The sequence below is a fragment of the Pseudonocardia acidicola genome, assembly GCF_012911935.1.
GTDB classification, from domain to species: Bacteria; Actinomycetota; Actinomycetes; order Mycobacteriales; family Pseudonocardiaceae; genus Pseudonocardia; species Pseudonocardia acidicola.
Genome location: NZ_JAAXLA010000001.1, coordinates 133096 through 150546, shown reverse-complemented (window position 1 = coordinate 150546; position 17451 = coordinate 133096). Strand labels below are relative to the sequence as shown.

At 73.2% G+C, this 17451-nt stretch carries 13 protein-coding genes; 6 read left to right on the top strand and 7 right to left on the bottom strand.

Annotation, left to right across the window (positions count from 1 at the left end; translation table 11 throughout):
• Positions 1-70 precede the first annotated feature (70 nt).
• Together HF526_RS00685 and panB are read left to right on the top strand one after the other, a co-directional pair.
• Positions 71-1795 carry an NAD+ synthase gene (locus HF526_RS00685; RefSeq protein WP_169379217.1) on the top strand — a complete coding sequence of 575 codons (1725 nt, stop codon included), beginning with the start codon at positions 71-73 and terminating at the stop codon, positions 1793-1795.
• Between the two features lie 166 nt (positions 1796-1961).
• Positions 1962-2843: a 3-methyl-2-oxobutanoate hydroxymethyltransferase gene (gene panB, locus HF526_RS00680; protein ID WP_169379216.1), complete on the top strand. Its 882-nt coding sequence runs from the start codon at positions 1962-1964 to the stop codon at positions 2841-2843.
• Between the two features lie 62 nt (positions 2844-2905).
• On the opposite strand, the gene HF526_RS00675 is transcribed toward panB, so the two are convergent.
• On the bottom strand, positions 2906-4027 hold the full coding sequence (locus HF526_RS00675) for a glutamate-cysteine ligase family protein (RefSeq protein WP_338051193.1): 1122 nt from the start codon (positions 4025-4027) through the stop codon (positions 2906-2908).
• Between the two features lie 138 nt (positions 4028-4165).
• On the opposite strand from HF526_RS00675, the gene HF526_RS00670 reads away from it, so the two are divergent.
• Complete coding sequence (locus HF526_RS00670) at positions 4166-4747, top strand: nitroreductase family protein (RefSeq protein ID WP_211176577.1); 582 nt, start codon at positions 4166-4168, stop codon at positions 4745-4747.
• Here HF526_RS00670 and HF526_RS00665 read toward each other — a convergent pair.
• A complete protein-coding gene (locus HF526_RS00665) occupies positions 4731-6209 on the bottom strand; it encodes an RNB domain-containing ribonuclease (RefSeq protein WP_169379215.1) in 1479 nt (492 codons plus the stop codon). The genes HF526_RS00670 and HF526_RS00665 overlap by 17 nt on opposite strands.
• A gap of 215 nt (positions 6210-6424) precedes the next feature.
• On the opposite strand from HF526_RS00665, the gene HF526_RS00660 reads away from it, so the two are divergent.
• Positions 6425-6601, top strand: a complete 177-nt coding sequence (locus tag HF526_RS00660) for a hypothetical protein (protein WP_169379214.1) — start codon at positions 6425-6427, stop codon at positions 6599-6601.
• A 5-nt stretch (positions 6602-6606) separates the two neighbouring features.
• Positions 6607-7302 carry a hypothetical protein gene (locus HF526_RS00655; protein ID WP_169379213.1) on the top strand — a complete coding sequence of 232 codons (696 nt, stop codon included), beginning with the start codon at positions 6607-6609 and terminating at the stop codon, positions 7300-7302.
• 33 nt (positions 7303-7335) lie between these two features.
• On the opposite strand, the gene HF526_RS00650 is transcribed toward HF526_RS00655, so the two are convergent.
• The 4 genes from HF526_RS00650 to HF526_RS00635 all read right to left on the bottom strand — a co-directional run bounded on the left by HF526_RS00650 (position 7336) and on the right by HF526_RS00635 (position 12726).
• A complete protein-coding gene (locus HF526_RS00650; protein WP_169379212.1) occupies positions 7336-8055 on the bottom strand; it encodes a maleylpyruvate isomerase family mycothiol-dependent enzyme in 720 nt (239 codons plus the stop codon).
• The gene (locus HF526_RS00645) at positions 8052-8885 is read right to left on the bottom strand and encodes a fumarylacetoacetate hydrolase family protein (protein WP_169379211.1); all 834 of its coding nucleotides are present in this window, start codon (positions 8883-8885) and stop codon (positions 8052-8054) included. Before HF526_RS00645 ends, HF526_RS00650 begins: the two co-directional genes overlap by 4 nt.
• Before the next feature lie 132 nt (positions 8886-9017).
• Positions 9018-10172 carry a serine hydrolase domain-containing protein gene (locus HF526_RS00640; protein ID WP_169379210.1) on the bottom strand — a complete coding sequence of 385 codons (1155 nt, stop codon included), beginning with the start codon at positions 10170-10172 and terminating at the stop codon, positions 9018-9020.
• Positions 10173-10356: 184 nt separating this feature from the next.
• Positions 10357-12726: a xanthine dehydrogenase family protein molybdopterin-binding subunit gene (locus HF526_RS00635; protein ID WP_169379209.1), complete on the bottom strand. Its 2370-nt coding sequence runs from the start codon at positions 12724-12726 to the stop codon at positions 10357-10359.
• Positions 12727-12968: 242 nt separating this feature from the next.
• Between HF526_RS00635 and HF526_RS00630 the strand changes: the two genes are divergently transcribed.
• Positions 12969-14627: a fumarate hydratase gene (locus tag HF526_RS00630; protein ID WP_169379208.1), complete on the top strand. Its 1659-nt coding sequence runs from the start codon at positions 12969-12971 to the stop codon at positions 14625-14627.
• 72 nt (positions 14628-14699) lie between these two features.
• On the opposite strand, the gene HF526_RS00625 is transcribed toward HF526_RS00630, so the two are convergent.
• Positions 14700-17441 carry a bifunctional acetate--CoA ligase family protein/GNAT family N-acetyltransferase gene (locus tag HF526_RS00625; protein WP_169379207.1) on the bottom strand — a complete coding sequence of 914 codons (2742 nt, stop codon included), beginning with the start codon at positions 17439-17441 and terminating at the stop codon, positions 14700-14702.
• Between the last annotated feature and the right edge of the window lie 10 nt (positions 17442-17451).

The following is a 17451-nucleotide window of genomic DNA, read 5'->3' as shown; positions in this document are numbered from 1 at the left end:
CGTGCAGCATGCCAGCGCAGCCACCCGGCGCATGTCCTGCCGCACCCGATCGTGGAGCAGAATTGGTCGTATGCCCCAGCTCCGCATCGCGCTCGCACAGGTCAACGCCTGTGTCGGAGACATCGCCGGCAACTCCCGTCTCGTGCTGGACCAGGCCGCCCGCGCCGCGGCCGCCGGCGCGGACGTCGTCGCCCTGCCCGAGATGGTGCTCACCGGCTATCCCGTCGAGGATCTCGCGCTCCGCCAGTCGTTCGCGGCGGCATCCCGGCAGGCGCTCGACGCACTGCCGGGGCAGCTCGTCGAGGCCGGGCTCGGTGAGCTGCTGGTGGTCGTCGGCTACCTCGACGCCGACGAGGCCGGCCCGCGCAACGCCGCCGCGATCATCCACCGCGGGAAGGTCGTCGACCGCTACTTCAAGCACCACCTGCCCAACTACGGGGTGTTCGACGAGTTCCGCTACTTCAAGGCCGGCGACGACCTGCCGATCGTGCGCTACCGCGGGGTCGACCTGGGCGTGGTGATCTGCGAGGACATCTGGCAGGACGGCGGACCGGTGGCGGCCTACGGGGACGTCGGCGTCGACCTGCTGCTGGTCCTGAACGGCTCGCCCTACGAGCGGGCCAAGGACGACGTCCGGGGCGAGCTGGTGGCGTCCCGCGCTCGTGAGGCCGGTGCTCCGATCGCCTACGTCAACCTCGTCGGCGGGCAGGACGAGCTGGTCTTCGACGGCGACTCGATGGTCGTCGACGCGGGCGGCACCCTGGTGGCCCGGGCCCCGCAGTTCGTCGAGCACCTGCTGGTCGTCGACCTCGATCTGCCGGGTGGGCGCCCGGAGCGCGACGACGCCGCCCCGGCGGGCTTCGAGGTGCGCCGTAGCACCCTGGACGTCGCCCCGGAGCGCGACCGCACGCCGAGCGCCGGACCGACCCTGGCCGAGCCGCTGTCCGACGAGGCCGAGGTCTGGTCGGCGCTGGTCGCCGGCCTGCGCGACTACGTGCGCAAGAACCGGTTCCGCTCGGTCGTACTGGGTCTGTCCGGCGGCATCGACTCCGCGGTCGTGGCCGCGCTCGCGGTCGACGCGCTGGGCCCGGACGCCGTGCACGGCGTGTCGATGCCCTCGAAGTACTCCTCCGAGCACTCCAAGGGCGACGCCGCCGACCTCGCCCGCCGGACCGGGCTGCACTTCCAGGTGCAGCCGATCGGCGACATGGTCGAGGTGTTCGTCTCCCAGCTCGGGCTCACCGGGCTCGCGGAGGAGAACGTGCAGGCCCGGGCCCGCGGCGTGACGCTGATGGCGCTGTCGAACCTCGAGGGCCACCTGGTGTTGGCCACCGGCAACAAGACCGAGCTCGCGGTCGGCTACTCGACGATCTACGGCGATGCCGTCGGCGGCTTCGCACCGATCAAGGACGTGCCGAAGACGCTGGTCTGGAAGCTGGCCCGGTGGCGCGACGAGCAGGCCGAGAGGCGCGGCGAGACCCCGCCGATCCCGCCGAGCTCGATCGAGAAGCCTCCCTCGGCCGAGCTGCGCCCGGGCCAGCTCGACACCGACTCGCTACCCGACTACGAGCTGCTCGACGACGTCCTCGACGACTACGTGGAGTCCGACCGCGGCTTCGACGACATGGTCGCCGCCGGGTTCGACGCCGGGCTGATCGAGGACGTGGTGCGCATGGTCGACCGCGCCGAGTACAAGCGCCGGCAGTACCCGCCGGGCACCAAGATCAGCCTCAAGGCGTTCGGCCGGGACCGGCGGCTGCCGATCACGAACACGTGGCGGGAGCGCCAGCCCTAGCCCCTCCCCGCGAGTCGGCACGTTCGGGAGGGTGAGTCGGCGGTCTTCGGCGTGTGAACCTCGTCCCAGAGCGGTGCCCGCAGACCCCTCGCAGTGTCACGCTTCGGTCTTCACCCCTGACGACCCGGGGACCCGCCGAGCGGGCCTCGAGGGAGGACGGACGACGATGTCTGACGCCGACACCAGCGCCGCCGCGAAGGCTACGGGATCCGCCGCCGAGGAGCCGTCGCCCTACCGGGCGCCTGCCCGGCCCAAGCGGACCCGGATCCACCATCTGCGCGAGCTCAAGGAACGCGGCGAGCGCTGGCCGATGCTCACCGCCTACGACATGTACTCCGCGGAGATCTTCGACGAGGCCGGCATCCCGGTCCTGCTCGTCGGCGACTCCGCCGCGAACAACGTCTACGGCTACGACAACACCCTCCCGGTGACCGTCGACGAGCTGATGCCGCTGGTCAAGGCGGTGGTGCGGGGCACCAAGCGCGCGCTGGTCGTGGCCGATCTGCCCTTCGGGAGCTACCAGGTCTCGGCCGAGCAGGCGCTCAGCACGGCCTTCCGGTTCATGAAGGAGGGCGGCGCGCACGCCGTCAAGCTGGAGGGTGGCGCGCGGTTCGCCCCGCAGGTCGAGGCGCTGTCCGCCTCCGGCATCCCGGTGATGGCCCACCTCGGGTTCACCCCGCAGAGCGAGCACGCCCTCGGTGGGTTCCGGATCCAGGGTCGCGGCGACGCGGGCGAGCGGCTCGTCGAGGACGCGCTGGCCCTGCAGGCCGCGGGCGCGTTCTCCGTGGTTCTGGAGATGGTGCCGGCCGACGTGGCCAAGCGGGTCACCGCCGAGCTCGCCATCCCGACGATCGGCATCGGCGCCGGCCCGGACTGCGACGCGCAGGTCCTCGTCTGGTCGGACATGGCGGGGATGAACCGCGGCCGCAAGCCCCGGTTCGTCAAGCAGTACGCCGACATGGGCGGGGTGCTGCTCGACGCGGCGCGCCGCTTCGGCGAGGAGGTTCGCGGCGGGGCGTACCCCGACGCGGAGCACTCCTACTCCTGAGGACCACCCGCACGGGCGCGGGCTCATCAGCCGCGCCCGTGCGGTGTGACCAACCCGGCGGGTCAGCCCGCCACCACGGTCCGGGCCCGGCAGATCCCGGCCACCGGCTTCCCCGCGTCATAGCGGGCGATCATGTCCAGGGCCGGGCACTCCCCGCGGTCGAGCCGGGCGCGCAGCGCCGCCATCCGAGCCAGGTCCGCGGGCCGGCCGGCGAGCGCGGCCGTCGCCGCCTCCACCGCCGCCACCGCGCCGGCGCGGATGAGCGGGTCGGCCAGCCCCTCGCGCGCGGACCGCTGGTGCAGCGCGGTGTCCGGCGTCGTCCGCCGCCCGGTCAGCCTGGTGTCCAGGACCAGCCCGGTGAGCAGGCTGAGCAGCTCGCCGTAGAGCTGCGGATCGGGGCAGGCGTCGAACGCCTTGAACTCGATCCGGCCGGCCTCGGCCGGCAACCGGGCCGGCTGGGTCAGCGACGGGTCGGCCGGCACCATACGGGCCGGGTCGGCGAGGAACACCATCACCGCGGGCCGGGCGCCGGTGCGCAGGGCCGTGCGCGCCGACAGCCCGCCCCACAGGCCCCCGTCGCGCAACGGCGAGGAGAACGACAGCGGCACCAGGTAGGGGCTGTAGAAGGTCAGCTTCGCGGCCACGTCGATCAGCTCATCGACATCCATTCCCGGGCACGACAGGTTGAGGTCCGGGCCGTAGGTGACCATGTGCAGGTGCGCGGTGCGTTCCTCGGGCGAGCCGGTCCGGTGCACGTGTTCCCACCCGTTCAGGGGCGGCACGATCGGGTAGCTCGAGCGGACCGGGTTGAACCCGATCGCGGTCGTGCGGAATCCGCGGGCGAGCGCCTCGGCGTCCAGCAGGGCCTGATCGGCGCGCAGCGCGGCCACGGCGTCGTCGATCGAGACGTGGATGCGGGTGCGGATCTCGATGCCCTTGGGGTCGCAGCGGAGCAGCTCACCGGCCTCGTCGAACCGCTCGAAACCCTCGACGTACCAGCGCTTGCGCTTGATCCCCAGGTCGCCGACCCGCAGGTCCGGGTAGTCGCCGGGGTCCTCCGGCAGCGCGTCGACGATCGCCTGCAGCTCGTCGAAGCCGGTGTCGGTGAAGTCCGCGAACGACCCGTCGAGACGCATCAGTGCGCACTCGTGCTCGATCCCGTAACGGAACACGCGCGTGGGCACGACTCCACCTCCGGTGGCTTGGACGGCATGGGAGCGGGTATTCAGGGCTGACCGGCTGACCCGCGTCGATGAGGGTAGCCTTAATTGATCCGCTTGGGAGCGTGTCGGAGCGGACACCGGAACGGGGGTTGACCTGAGGTGACGAGTGGGCAGGCGGGCCGGCCCGCCGACGTCGTGGCGGCCCTGCGCGGGCGGCGCTCCCGCCCGGCGCTCACCGGCCCGGCGCCGGATCACGACGAGCTCCGCCAACTGCTCAGCGCGGCCTGCTCCGCCCCCGACCACGGCCGGTTGCGGCCCTGGCGACTCATCGTGGTCGACTCCGCCGCCCGCGGCCCGCTGGGCGACGCGTTCGCCGCCGCGCACGCCGAGCGCGACCCGGCCGCGAGCCCCGAGGAGCTGGATCGCACCCGGGCGAAGGCGATGCGTGCCCCGATGATCGTGGTGGTCGTGGGCGCCCCGCGCCCGCACCCGAAGGTGCCGCTCCGGGAGCAGCAGGCCTCCGCCGCGTGCGTCGCGTACGGTCTGGTGCTCGCCGCGGACGCCCGCGGTTTCGGCGCGATGTGGCGCACCGGCTGGTTCGGCGACGCCCCCAAGGTCCGCGCGCACCTCGGCCTCGCCGAGGACGAGGAGGTCACCGGGTGGATCTACCTGGGGACCCCGGCCGGGTCCCCGCCCGCGCCGCGGACACCGCTCGACCTGCCGGTCAGCTATCTGGGCTGATCTCCGCGGCGTCGCTCTCGCTCGCGGCGAAGGACACCCGGCCCGACGCCGGGTCGGCCTCGACCAGCCGGACCCGGGCGAGCCGGCCCGCCCGCAGCGGACCCGAGCACCGCGCCAGCACCGGTGGGTCGACCAGGTAGACCTCGCCGGGGTCCGGCCGCAACACCACGACCTCGAGATCCTCCCCCACCCGGTGGGCGAGCAGCGCTGCCTCGGTGCGGTCGACGCAGGCCCGCTCCACCTTGCCGGCGCGCAGGTCCGACGCCGCCATGATGTCCGGCAGCGTGGGCAGCGCGGTACGCAGCCACTCGGGGACGCCCGTCCCCGACGACAGCGCCAGGCACACCTCACTGCCGAACCGGTCGACCAGCCGCCGCAGTGGAGCCGTGACGTGCGCGTAGGGCGCCCCGATCCCGCCGTGCCCGGGGTCGTCCGGCGGCGGCACCGCGGCCCCGTCGAACGCGGCGTACCCGGCACCGCGCAGCAGCGTCGTCGCGGCCCTGCGCAGGGCCAGCGCATACGGGATGTCCCGCGGCAGCGCGGCCAGCACCTCGGCGGCCGTCGCGCCGTCGGGCCAGGCCACCCCGAGGTCGCGCGCGGTGCAGCGCAGCTGGGCCACGGCCGCCGGATCGGGGGCCGGCAACGTGCGCAGCAGCCCGATGCCGGCGTCGAGCATCATCCGGGCCGCCACCATCCCGGTGAGCAGCGAGATCTCCGCGTTCCACACCTCGACGTCGGTGCGCCGCCGGACCTGGACGGTCCACCCGCCGTTCCCGTCCGGGTGCACCTCCTGCTCGGGCAGCTCGAGCTCGATCGCGCCGCGGCGCACCGCCAGCGCCCGGCGCAGCGGGCCCAGCTCGGGCAGCGCGGCCAGCGCGGGGTGCAGCCGCTCGGGGTCTGCGCTGTTCACGTCGGCCTGCACGCCCGCGTAGTCCAGCCGGGCCTGCGAGCGGACCACCGCGCGCTGCAGCTGCACCTCGACCGGTTCGCCGTCGGCGTCGGTGTCGATCCGCCACAGCACGGCCGCACGCGGGCCATCGGGAAGCAGACTGGCGATGCCCTCGGAGAGCACCGGCGGATGCAGCGGCACCGAACCGTCCGGGAGATAGGCCGTCTGCCCGCGGCGGCGCACCTCGATGTCGAGCGGCCCGTGCGGCTCGACGACGGCGCCCAGGTCCGCGATCGCGTAGTGCACCCGGTAGCCGCCGTCGCGGCGCTGCACCCCGAGGGCCTGATCGAGGTCCTTGGCGCCGGGCGGGTCGATGGTGACCAGCGGGATGTGCGTGGCGTCGATCCGGTCGGGTCCGGGGCCCGGCGGGAGCCCGGCCACGCGGGCGGCCTCGGCGAGTACAGCGGGTGGGAACTGCGCCGGTAGCCGGAACTCGGTGCGCACGGCGTCGAAACCGGGACCCTGCCGGGGCCGGTCGAGATCCTCGGGGCGCGGGACCGCCTCCGGTGGCACGGCCGCGAGCCTGGCACGTCGCTTCCACGGTGTCACGCCGTGAGGTCCCGGCTACGGCGACGTCGGTGCGGCCGCTGTTCGTCGCCCTGGCCCCGGCTGCGGTCACGTGCTGAACCCGCACCGCTGAACCCGGGACGCAGGACTCTGGACAACGGGCCGCGGCGGGGTCAGCCTGGTGTCACGGAGTTCGCGTCCGTCCAGCTGCGGGAGGCGCCATGAGACTGGGCAGGAAGCTCGCCGAGGGATTCGCGGCCGATCCGGATGCCGACCGGGCCGTGCCCGGGACGACCGGCACCTCCGCGGAGCCACGCGTCGCGGCCCGCGAGCGCGCCGGGACCGCACCCGTGCTCGTCCGGGAACCGGAGTCGGTCGAACGGCCCGCCGAGGTCTGAGACCGATGGGCTGGCCGGCCACCCGCACGTCGCGGGAGCACTCGGACCGGCCGCTGCCGGGGTTCAAGCTCGCCTACCCGATGTTGTCCGCCGACGGGACGGCCGCCGGGTTCAGCGGTGTCACGCTGGGTCGCGCGCATGTCTACCGCGCGGTGGACGACGCGATCTGCGTGCACGGCTCCCGGCACGCGTGCCCGTCACGCTGGTGCGACTGCGGCTTCTACTGCTTCCACCTGCTCTCCGCGGCCCGGGACCTGGCCTGCGAGCCGGAGTACCGGGGCGCGGTGCTGCTGGAGGTCGCGGTGTCCGGGCGTTACCGGCGCTACGAGCGCGGGTTGCGCTACGCCCGGCAACGGGTGTGCGTGGTGCGCATCGGGCGCTGTGAGTGCGCCCGGCCGGCCCAGGTGCTCGCCGACTCCGGGGCGGGCAGCGTGGGCTGGCGGCGGCTGGTCCCGGTCTGCGCGGCGTGCGCAGGCATCCGGCCGGTGCTCGGGCCTGAGGTGTTCGGCAGGCTGGCCGGTGGGATCACTGTGACGACCGACGACGCGGCCGCCGGGCCGGTGGCGCCGCTGCCGGCGCCGGCCGTGCCCGAAGCGGCCGGCGCCGTCGCGGTGCTCAGCGCCGAGGTCGCGCTCCTGCAGGCCCGCCTCGACGACGTGCAGACCCGGCTCGACGAGCTGACCCGCCGCGACGAGGGTTGACCGCGTCGCGGCGCCGGGCCCGACCGGACCCGGTCAGAGCCAGCCGGGCAGCTCGGGCAGCGGACGGCCGTCGTCGGTGCGCAGTTCCCGGCTGCGGGTCCGGCCCAGCACCCAGCCCGCGAGCTCGGCCGCCGGCCCGAGGACGGCGACCGCCCCCGCGGCGGTCCGGAGCGTCCACACCTGCTGGTGGTCGGTGGCGATCAGGCGGACGGCCGGACAGTCCTCCTTCGCCCCGAGCGTCGCGGTGACGTCGGTGAGCAGCTCGTGGACCATCGGCGCCGGGAAGTCGGTGAACGCCGCACCGGCGTCGAGGTCCACCGCATGGATCCACATCTCCCGGGCCCGCACCCACGGGATGTCGGTCGCCGGGATCTCCACACCCTGCACGTTGCGCACGGTTGCCGACCAGGCCGACTCCGGCATCGCCTTGACGACCTGGGCCAGCTTGTCCGAGGTGACCTCGACGTCGGTACGGATCGCGTCAGCCGGCCGCCCCGCTCCGGCCTCGATGTCCGCGTCGCGCTGCTCGCGGCTGACGTAGGCCGGGGTGACGACCCCGGTCCGCGCCCAGGTCAGCAGGTTGATCATGGCGTCGGCGTTGCGGGCGATGTGCGTCAGCACGTGCGCCCGACTCCAGCCGGGCAGGGCGGACGGGGCCGCGAAGGCCTCGTCGCCCAACCGCGACATCAACCCGCGCAGATGCGCGGCGCCGTCGCCGGCCCAGGCGAGGGTGTCCTTGAGCGTGCGTGTCACGCCGGGATCTTCTCCTTGCGACAGGTGTTGCGGGTCTCGCCGATCCCGGCGATCGCGGTGACCAGCGTGGCGCCGTCGGTGAGGTAGCGCGGGGGCTTACGCGCGTGGCCCACACCGCCCGGCGTCCCGGTGGCGATCACGTCACCCGGGTTCAGCGTCATGATCGTCGAGAGGTAGCGCACCAGGTCGACCGGCCCGAAGACGAGTTCGGCGGTGGTCGAGTGCTGCATCACCTCGCCGTCGAGCACGCTGGAGATCTCCCAGCCGCCCTCGGGCAGCTCGTCGGGGGTGACCAGGACCGGGCCGAGCGGGGTGGAGTGCTCGAACGTCTTGCCCTGCAGGAACTGCTTGGTGCGGTTCTGCCAGTCCCGGACGCTGACGTCGTTGAGGATCGTGTATCCGGCGATCGCCGCGGCGGCCTGCTCCGCGTCCGCGTGCCGGACCGGACGGCCGATCACGACGGTCAGCTCGGCCTCGTAGTCGATCTTGTCCGACACCGCGGGCAGCACGATGTCGTCGTGCGCCCCGACCAGCGCGGGCGGGTACTTGGCGAACAGCGTCGGGTACGCCGGCGGCTCGTTGCCCATCTCCAGGATGTGGTCGCGGTAGTTCAACCCGACACAGATGATCTTCTCCGGGGCGGGCACCAGCGGCGCGTAGTCCAACCCGTCGACCGGATGGGTGGGCCCGGCCGCGTTCGCCGCGTGCTCGGCCCAGTCCGGGCGCTCGAGCAGTGCCCGCAGGTCCGTCTCCCCCGTCTCCACCGCGGTCGTGGTGTCGACCCGGACCGCACGGGTCCCGGTCGCGGTGCGGATGGTGGCCAGCCTCATCGCGTCTCCTCCGTACTCACGCCGGTGAGTCTGCGCCAGCCGCCGGCGGAACACATCCCCGGGGCGCCCGTGCGGGCCCGGTGGTTTCGATCACCAGCGGCCCCGCACGGGCTCGGAGGGCCTACCGCTCGCTCACAGCGAGGCGTAGAGCGCCCGCTCGAAGTTCGCGTACATGTCCAGCGCCTCCTGCGGCACGAACGGCAGGAACTGGCTGTAGATGGCGCCGGTGATGCCGGTGGTGCGGTCGACCCAGAAGTGGGTGTTGCACAGCCCGGCCCACGCCCCGCTGCCGGCCCGGCGCATGCCCGGGATGTCCGCGGTGTTCAGCAGCAGCCCGTAGCCCCACTTGTACCCGGGACCCATGTTCAGGGCGTGCGTCGACGCGGGGTCGGCGGTGGGGATCTCGGCCGGGAAATCCAGGTCGCCGACCTGGTTGGTGAACGCGGCGTCGACGGTGTCGGAGCGCAGGATCTGAGTCCCGTCGAGGGTGCCGTTGTTCAGCAGCATCCGCTGAAACGTGAGGTAGTCACGCGGGGTGGAGTGCAGGCCGTGGCCGCCGGCGAAGTACTCCGGCTGCTGGTTGAGGTCGATGTCGGTGGCGGCCCACGTGCCGTCCTCGCCCTTGACGTGCACCGGAACCGAGTTGGCCCGCTGCTGCGGGCTCATGATGAACGCGGTCTCGTTCATCCCGAGCGGCGCGGTGATGTTCTCCTTGATGTAGACGTCCAGCGTCCGGCCGCTGACCGCCTCGACCACCCGGCCGAGCCAGTCGGTGTTGATGCCGTAGATGTACGTCGTGCCGGGGTCGGCGACCAGCGGCGCGGTGAAGATCACGTTCTGGCCGGAGAGCACGTTCGGGGTGCCGGTGGCCGCCTCCCAGCGCACCAGGTTCTCGTTCCAGAACCAGTAGCCGAGCCCCGAGGTGTGCGTGACCAGCTGCTTGACGGTCGCCCGGCTGGCCGGCGGCCGCAGCGTCGGCTTGTCGCCCTCGAAGCCCTCCAGCACCTGGACGTCGGCGAAGTCGGGGCAGTAGGTGTCGATCGGCGCGTCGAGGTCGAGGTTGCCGCGCTCCATCTCCTGCAGGGCGGCGACCGTCGCGACCATCTTCGTCATCGACATGATCCGGAAGTGCGTGTCGGGCCCGACCGGGTCGGTCCCGCCCGCCTCACGGGGGCCGGCCGCCCCCTCGTAGATCACACCGTTGCGGTCGGCCGCGATCGCGACCGCGTTCGGTACGGCACCTGCATCGACCGCGTCCTTCAGCACCTGGTCGATCTGCGAGCTCATGTCGGGGGCCTCCTCGCCGTTGGGGTGTGCGTCGTCACACACCCTTACGGCCTGCCGCGGACGCGTCAATGGCAGTCGACAGATCAGTCGATCAACGTGTCGTCAACGCGGCCGGAAGGCCGGGGTGATGAGTCGGATCCGGTGCGTTCGGCGCCGGATCCGACTCACGGCCTCACCTAGCCGTTCAGATGGCCCCGGCGTCGTCACCCTCCCCCGCGCCGCGGACCGGGAGCGTCTCGAACACCGATGGCGGCTCCCGCCACGGGTCGGCGGGCCGGCCGCTGCGGGCGTCGCGGATCGCCGACCACACCCGTTGCGGGGTGCACGGCAGATCGATATGACGGATCCCGAACGGGCGCAGCGCGTCGATCACCGCGTTCTGCACCGCCGGCGTCGAGCCGATCGTCGCCGACTCACCGATCCCCTTGGCGCCCAACGGGTTCATGTGGGTCGGGGTCTCAGTGGTCGACACCTCGAAGGAGAACAGGTCGGCCGCGGTGGGCATCCGGTAGTCGGCCAGCGTCGCGGTCAGCGGCTGCCCCTCCGGGTCGAAGACGACCTCCTCGTAGAGTGCCTGCGCGATGCCCTGCGCGAGCCCGCCGTGCTGCTGGCCCTCGACGAGCAGCGGGTTGAGGATCCGTCCGCAGTCGTCGACGGCGACGTGCCGGCGCGGGCGCACCCACCCCGTCTCGGTGTCCACCTCGACCACCGAGACGTGCGCGCCGAACGGGAACGTCGGGCCGTCCTGCTTCGCGTCGAGCCCGGCGAACAGTTCCTCCCCTGCCTCGGCGGCCGCGCCCGCCACCTGGGTCCAGGTCAGCCTCGCACCCGGAACGCCGGCCACGCCGAACTCGCCGGCGTCGGTGAGCTCGACGTCGTCGACCGACGCCTCGAGCATCGCCGCGGCCCGGCGCCGGGCCTGGTCGAGCACGTCGCCGGCGGCCAGGCGCACCGCGCTGCCGCCCATCTGCAGCGACCGCGACCCGCCGGTGCCGCTGCCCCGGGGCACCGACGCGGTGTCCGACTGCACGAAGCGGATCTTCTCCATCGGGATGCCGAGGGCGTCGCTGACCAGCATCGCGAACGACGTCGGGTGGCCCTGGCCGTGCCCGGACGTGCCGGCCGACACGGTGGCCGAGCCGTCGGCGTGCACCCGCACCGAGCCGAACTCGGATCCGCCGCCGCCGGCGGTGATCTCGACGTAGACGCAGATCCCGATGCCGAGCTGCACCGGGTCGCCCGCCTCGCGCCGCGCGGCCTGCTCCTCGCGGAGCTTGTCGTAGTCGGCCAGCCGCAGCGCCTCGCGCAGCGGGAGGTCGTAGTCGCCGACGTCGTACTGCGCGCCGACCACCGTGGTCAGCGGGAAGTCGGCGGGGTCGAGGAAGTTGCGCCGGCGCAGCTCGACGGGGTCGATGTCGAGCTCGGCCGCGGCCAGGTCGATGATGCGCTCCAGGTGCGCGGTCGCCTCCGGGCGCCCGGCGCCGCGGAACGCACCCATGGGAGTGGTGTTGGTGTACGCCACCGCCGCGTCGAAACCGATCTTCGGGATCGCGTAGACGCCCTGGGACATCACATAGGTCTGGTTGAGCACCAGCCCGCCGCCGAACCCGGCGTAGGCGCCGGAGTCGCCGATCACCCGGGCGCGCAGCCCGGTGATCACGCCCTCGCGGGTGAGCCCGAGCTCGTAGTAGGCGATCTGCCCGCGGCCGTGCGGCATCGAGACCAGGTTCTCCGAGCGGGTGTCCACCCACGTCAGGGGCCGGCCCAGGGCGCGCGCCGCACCGATCACCGCGGTGTGCTCGGCGAGCATCCCGGCCTTGCCGCCGAACGCCCCGCCGACGTGCGGGGCGATGACCCGCACCCGCTCGGGCTCGAGGCCGAACAGCCGCGCGGCCTGGGTGCGGAAACCGTGCGGCATCTGGGTGGAGACGTGCACCACGAGATCGTGGTCGTCGTCCCCGGCCGGCTGCACGGCGATCGCGTTGCCCTCCATCGGCATCACGGCCAGCCGCTGGTTGACGATGCGGGCGCGCACCACGACCTCGGCGTCGGCCAGCGGGTCGGGGTCGGACGGTGAGCGCGCCCCGGCGGCCAGGTTGGACCCCAGCTCGGGGAACTGCAGTTCGGCGTCCGGCGCGAACGCCGCCTCCATGTCCACCACCGCCGGCAGCGGGTCGTAGTCGATCTCGACGAGCTCCACCGCGTCCACCGCGGCCGCCTTGCTCTCCGCCACCACCATGGCCACGGCCTCGCCGACGAACCGCACCCGGTCGGTGGCCAGCGGTGGGCGGGGGGTCCGCTCGTTGACCATCATCAGCCCGTGGTGGGCCGGCAGGTTCAGGTCGGCGGCCGTGAACACCGCCACCACACCGGGCGCCGCCGCGGCCGCGGCGGTCTCGATGCCCGCGATCCGGGCGTGCGCGAGCGGGGACCGGACGAAGGCGACGTGCAGCACTCCGTCGAGCCGCAGATTGCCTACGTAGGTGCTGGCACCGGTCAGCAGGTCGGGGTCTTCGACCCTGCGCACGGCGGTACCGAGAATGGATCCGGGCATGTTTGAAACCCTAACAATTGTGTGGCGTAGATCGCTCCTCTTTCACACTCCGGCAGATCGTGCGCAGGCGAACGGTCGGCGTGTGCGGTTGACGGTCCGCTGATGACCCGGAAGGGTGGCGCGGGCACCGACCCCGCGCCACCGGACGACGTCCGGGCGGCGCCCACCACGGGAGGCCGGACCGGTCGGGGGCCGGTCCGGCCTCTCGGCTGATGCGGACACTTCCGGGGTACGTTCCCCCCATGCCCGAGTTCCACCACACCGACGTGCTCCCGCTCGGTCCCGACGAGACCGAGTACCGCGAGCTCGACCTGCAGCCCGGCACGATCGTCGAGGCCGCCGGCCGGACCTTCCTCGAGATCGACCCCGACACCATCACCGCACTGGTGCGGGAGTCGGTCAAGGACATCCAGCACCTGCTGCGGCCGTCCCACCTGGCCCAGCTGCGGTCCATCGTGGACGACCCGGAGGCGTCGCCGAACGACCGGTTCGTGGCCACCGACCTGCTGCGCAACGCCTGCGTGGCGGCCGGCGGGGTGCTGCCGATGTGCCAGGACACGGGCACCGCGATCGTCATCGGCAAGCGCACCGAGACCGTGCTGACCGGCGGCGACGACGAACGTGCGATCTCCCGCGGCATCTTCCAGGCCTACGACGAGCTGAACCTGCGCTACTCGCAGATGGCCCCGTTGTCGTTCTGGGACGAGAAGAACACCGGCACCAACCTGCCGGCCCAGGTCGAGCTGTACTCCGCGCCCGGGCAGACCCCGAAGTACGAGTTCCTGGTGCTGGCCAAGGGCGGCGGCTCGGCCAACAAGACGTTCCTCTACCAGGAGACCAAGGCGCTGCTGAACCCCAAGCGGCTCGCGGCGTTCCTCGACGAGAAGCTGCGCTCGCTGGGCACCGCGGCCTGCCCGCCCTACCACCTGGCGATCGTCGTGGGCGGCATGTCGGCCGAGTTCACGCTCAAGGCGGCCAAGCTCGCCTCCGCCCGCTACCTGGACACGCTGCCCACCGCAGGCTCGGAGCTCGGGCACGCCTTCCGCGACCGCGACCTCGAGCAGCAGGTCCTGGAGCTGACCCGGCAGTTCGGCATCGGCGCCCAGTTCGGCGGCAAGTACTTCTGCCACGACGTGCGGGTGATCCGGCTGCCCCGGCACGGCGCGTCGCTGCCCGTCGGGATCGCGGTGTCCTGCTCGGCGGACCGGCAGGCTCGGGCGAAGATCACGCCCGAGGGCGTGTTCCTGGAGCAGCTCGAGCGCGACCCGGCACAGTACCTGCCCGACGTCACCGACGAGCACCTGGAGGCCTCCGCGCAGGACGTCGTCCGGATCGACCTCAACCGGCCGATGTCGGAGATCCGCGCCCAGCTCTCCACGCTGCCGGTGAAGACCCGGGTCTCGCTGACCGGCCCCCTCGTGGTGGCCCGCGACATCGCGCACGCCAAGATCGCGGAGCGGCTGGAGGCCGGCGAGGGCATGCCCGACTACCTGCGCGACCACCCCGTCTACTACGCGGGCCCGGCCAAGACCCCCGAGGGCTATGCGTCCGGGTCGTTCGGGCCGACCACGGCCGGGCGGATGGACTCCTACGTCGCGCAGTTCCAGGCCGCGGGCGGGTCGATGGTCATGCTGGCCAAGGGCAACCGGTCCAAGCAGGTCACCGAGTCCTGCGCGAAGCACGGCGGGTTCTACCTGGGCTCGATCGGCGGCCCGGCCGCGCGGCTGGCCCAGGACTGCATCCGCCGCGTCGAGGTGCTGGAGTACCCGGAGCTCGGCATGGAGGCGGTCTGGAAGATCGAGGTCGAGGACTTCCCCGCGTTCGTCGTGGTGGACGACAAGGGCAACGACTTCTTCGCCGAGACCAGTCAGCCCACCCTGCAGGTGTCGTTCCGCCGCTAGCCCGTCCCCGCATCGCAGCCTCGTCGCCGGTCCGGGGTTCCGGGACGGCGACGGGGCTGCACCGGGCGCGGGCTAGCGCAGTTTGCGGGGACCGAGGTCGTCGCGGGTCGGCGGCGGGCCGAGAACGACCCGGGCACCGGTGACGAACGCGCCCTCTGCGGAGGCCAGCACCGGGTCCAGCGCCAGCGACCGCACCTCGGGCAGCTCCTCGGCGATCTTCCCGACGCGCAGCACGAGGTCCTCCAGCGCGTCCAGCCGTGCGGGCTCGGCGCCGCGGTAGCCTGCCAGCAGCGGTGCCGCCCGGGGCGCCCGGACCAGCGACGCGGCGTCGGTCGTCGAGACCGGGACCACCCGGTAGGCGCGGTCCCCGAGCAGCTCGCTCGCGATCCCGGACAGCCCGAACGACAGCAGCGAACCGAACGACGGGTCGTCGATCACCTCGAGCGTGCAGGACAGCCCCTTCGGGGCCATCCGCTGGACGTACACCTCGTCCGAGCCGGTCACCGCAGCCAGCGCCCCGTGCGCCCGGCGCACCCCTGCCGGCGCACCGAGATCGAGCCTGACCCCGACGAGGTCGGTGCGGTGCCGCCAGCGCTCGCCGACGGCCTTGAGCGCCACCGGGTAGCCCAGCTCCTCGGCGGCAGCCACCGCAGCCTCGGCCCCGGACACCTGCCGGAACGGGGTGACCTCGATGCCGTAGCACGCCAGCAACGCGACCGCGTCGTCGTCGGACAGCGTATGTGTCTCGGTGGCGCCGAGCCCGGCGACGATCTCGCGGGCCCGCTCGGTGTCGGTGCCCTCCGGGGTGACGAACTCGCCGAAGGGCGTGGCCCGCCACCGGGCGTAGCGGACCACCCGGCTCAGCGCCGATACCGCCCGCTCCGGGCTGGGGTAGCTGGGCACCGACCCGGGCCCGGGGGTGCCGTCGGGGCGTGGCACGGCCAGCTCGTCGGGCACGCCCTCGACGGCGAGGAAGGTGCTGACCACCGGCTTGCCCGAACCCGCCACCGCTTCCCGCAGCGCCCGCGCGTAGGCCGTGCCGGGGGTGGCGACCGGCGGGACGAACACCGCGACCAGCGCGTCGACGTCCTCGGCGGAGATGGCCTGCTCCACCGCGGCCGCGAACTGCTCCGGCGTCGCGGCGGCGCCGACGTCGACCGGGTCCCCGGCGACGTCGAGGCCCTCGTCGAGGAGTCCGTCGGTGACGAGCAGGCCCAGCGCCGTCGAGTTGCCCACGACCGCGACCCGGGGCCCGGCCGGCAGCGGCTGGTAGGCCAGCAGGAGGGCCGTGTCGAACATCTGCGGCACCGTGCCGACCCGGATCACCCCGGACTGCTCGAACAGCGCCTGCACGCTCGCGTCGTCGATGGCGACCGCGTGCGGCGACCGGCGACGCGGATCGGTGTGCCGGCCGCTCTTCACCGCGACGATGGGCTTGCGCCGGGCGAGCCGCCGGGCCAACCGGCCGAACTTGCGCGGGTTGCCGAAGCTCTCCAGGTAGAGCAGGACGACATCGGTGGCCTGGTCGGTCTGCCAGTACTGCAGCAGGTCGTTGCCGGAGACGTCGGCCCGGTTGCCGGCCGAGACGAACGTCGAGAAGCCGAGCCCGCGCTCGGTGGCCGCGGCCAGCAGCGCGATGCCCAGGGCACCGGACTGGCAGAAGAAGCCGACCCGCCCGGCACCGGGCAGGTCGGGGGCGAGGGTCGCGTTGAGCCGCACCTCGGTGGCCGTGTTCGCCACCCCGAGCGCATTCGGCCCCACGACGCGCATGCCGTGAGCCCGGGCCGCCTCGACCATCCGCCGCTCGGCCCCGGAACCGTCCGAGCCCGCGTCGGCGAACCCGGAGCTGATCACGATCAGCGCCTTGACGCCCTTGGCCAGGCAGGAGTCCATGACCTCGTCGATGCCCGCGGCGGGCACCGCGACGACGGCCAGGTCGACCTCGTCGGGGATGTCGGTGACCGACGCGTAGGCCCGCACCCCGCGCACCGAACGGGCCTCGGAGTTGACCGGGAACACCGGGCCGGTGAAGTTGCCGCGCAGCAGGTTGGCCAGTACCGCGTGGCCGATCTTCGACGGGTCCGTCGACGCCCCGATGACCGCGACCGAACCCGGGTGCAGCAGGTTGTGCACGCTGCGCGCCTCGGCCGCCTGCTCCCGGGAGTCACGCACGGCGAGCGAGCGCTCCGTGGGGTCGACGTCGAACTCCAGGTGCAGCACCCCGTCGGCGAAGGCGCGGCTGACCTGGTACCCCGCCTCCCGGAAGACCCGCACCATCTGGTGGTTCTCGACCAGCACCTCGGCCTCGAAGCGGCGCAGCCCGTTCTCCCGGGCCGCCGCCGCGAGGTGCTCGAGCAGGATCGAGCCGAGCCCGCGGCCCTGGTGGTCGTCGCGGACCACGAAGGCGACCTCGGCCGACCGCGGGTTGCCGTTGGTGCTGCCGTTGGTCAGCCCCTCGTACCGGCCGACGGCGATGATCTCGTCGCCGAGCAGCCCGATGAACGCCACCCGCCGCTTGTGGTCGACGGAGGTGAACCGCTCCAGGTCACGCGGGGGGATCCGCGGGTAGGGCCCGAAGAACCGCAGGTAGCGGGTGCGCTCGGAGAGCCGGTCGTGGAACTGCAGCAGCGCGTCGGCGTCGCCGGGCAGGATCGGGCGCAGGTGCACGATGCCGCCGTCGGAGGCCACGACATCGGCCTCCCAGTGCCGCGGATAGCCGGGGGTGGCCGGAACCGGCTCCGGGGAGTCCGGTTCGCGAGCAGGTTCCGGCACGGTGCCGCTGCCGGTCGCGCTCGGGGCCGGGGGGCGCTGCATCAATGACACT

Excerpts from the sequence above, each read along its gene's own strand:
- HF526_RS00630 (WP_169379208.1), top strand. The coding sequence starts at position 12,969 with ATGCCCGAGTTCCACCACACCGACGTGCTCCCGCTCGGTCCCGACGAG.
- HF526_RS00635 (WP_169379209.1), bottom strand. The coding sequence starts at position 12,726 with ATGCCCGGATCCATTCTCGGTACCGCCGTGCGCAGGGTCGAAGACCCC.
- HF526_RS00685 (WP_169379217.1), top strand. The coding sequence starts at position 71 with ATGCCCCAGCTCCGCATCGCGCTCGCACAGGTCAACGCCTGTGTCGGA.
- HF526_RS00625 (WP_169379207.1), bottom strand. The coding sequence starts at position 17,441 with ATGCAGCGCCCCCCGGCCCCGAGCGCGACCGGCAGCGGCACCGTGCCG.
- HF526_RS00645 (WP_169379211.1), bottom strand. The coding sequence starts at position 8,885 with ATGAGGCTGGCCACCATCCGCACCGCGACCGGGACCCGTGCGGTCCGG.
- HF526_RS00640 (WP_169379210.1), bottom strand. The coding sequence starts at position 10,172 with ATGAGCTCGCAGATCGACCAGGTGCTGAAGGACGCGGTCGATGCAGGT.
- HF526_RS00655 (WP_169379213.1), top strand. The coding sequence starts at position 6,607 with ATGGGCTGGCCGGCCACCCGCACGTCGCGGGAGCACTCGGACCGGCCG.
- HF526_RS00660 (WP_169379214.1), top strand. The coding sequence starts at position 6,425 with ATGAGACTGGGCAGGAAGCTCGCCGAGGGATTCGCGGCCGATCCGGAT.
- panB (WP_169379216.1), top strand. The coding sequence starts at position 1,962 with ATGTCTGACGCCGACACCAGCGCCGCCGCGAAGGCTACGGGATCCGCC.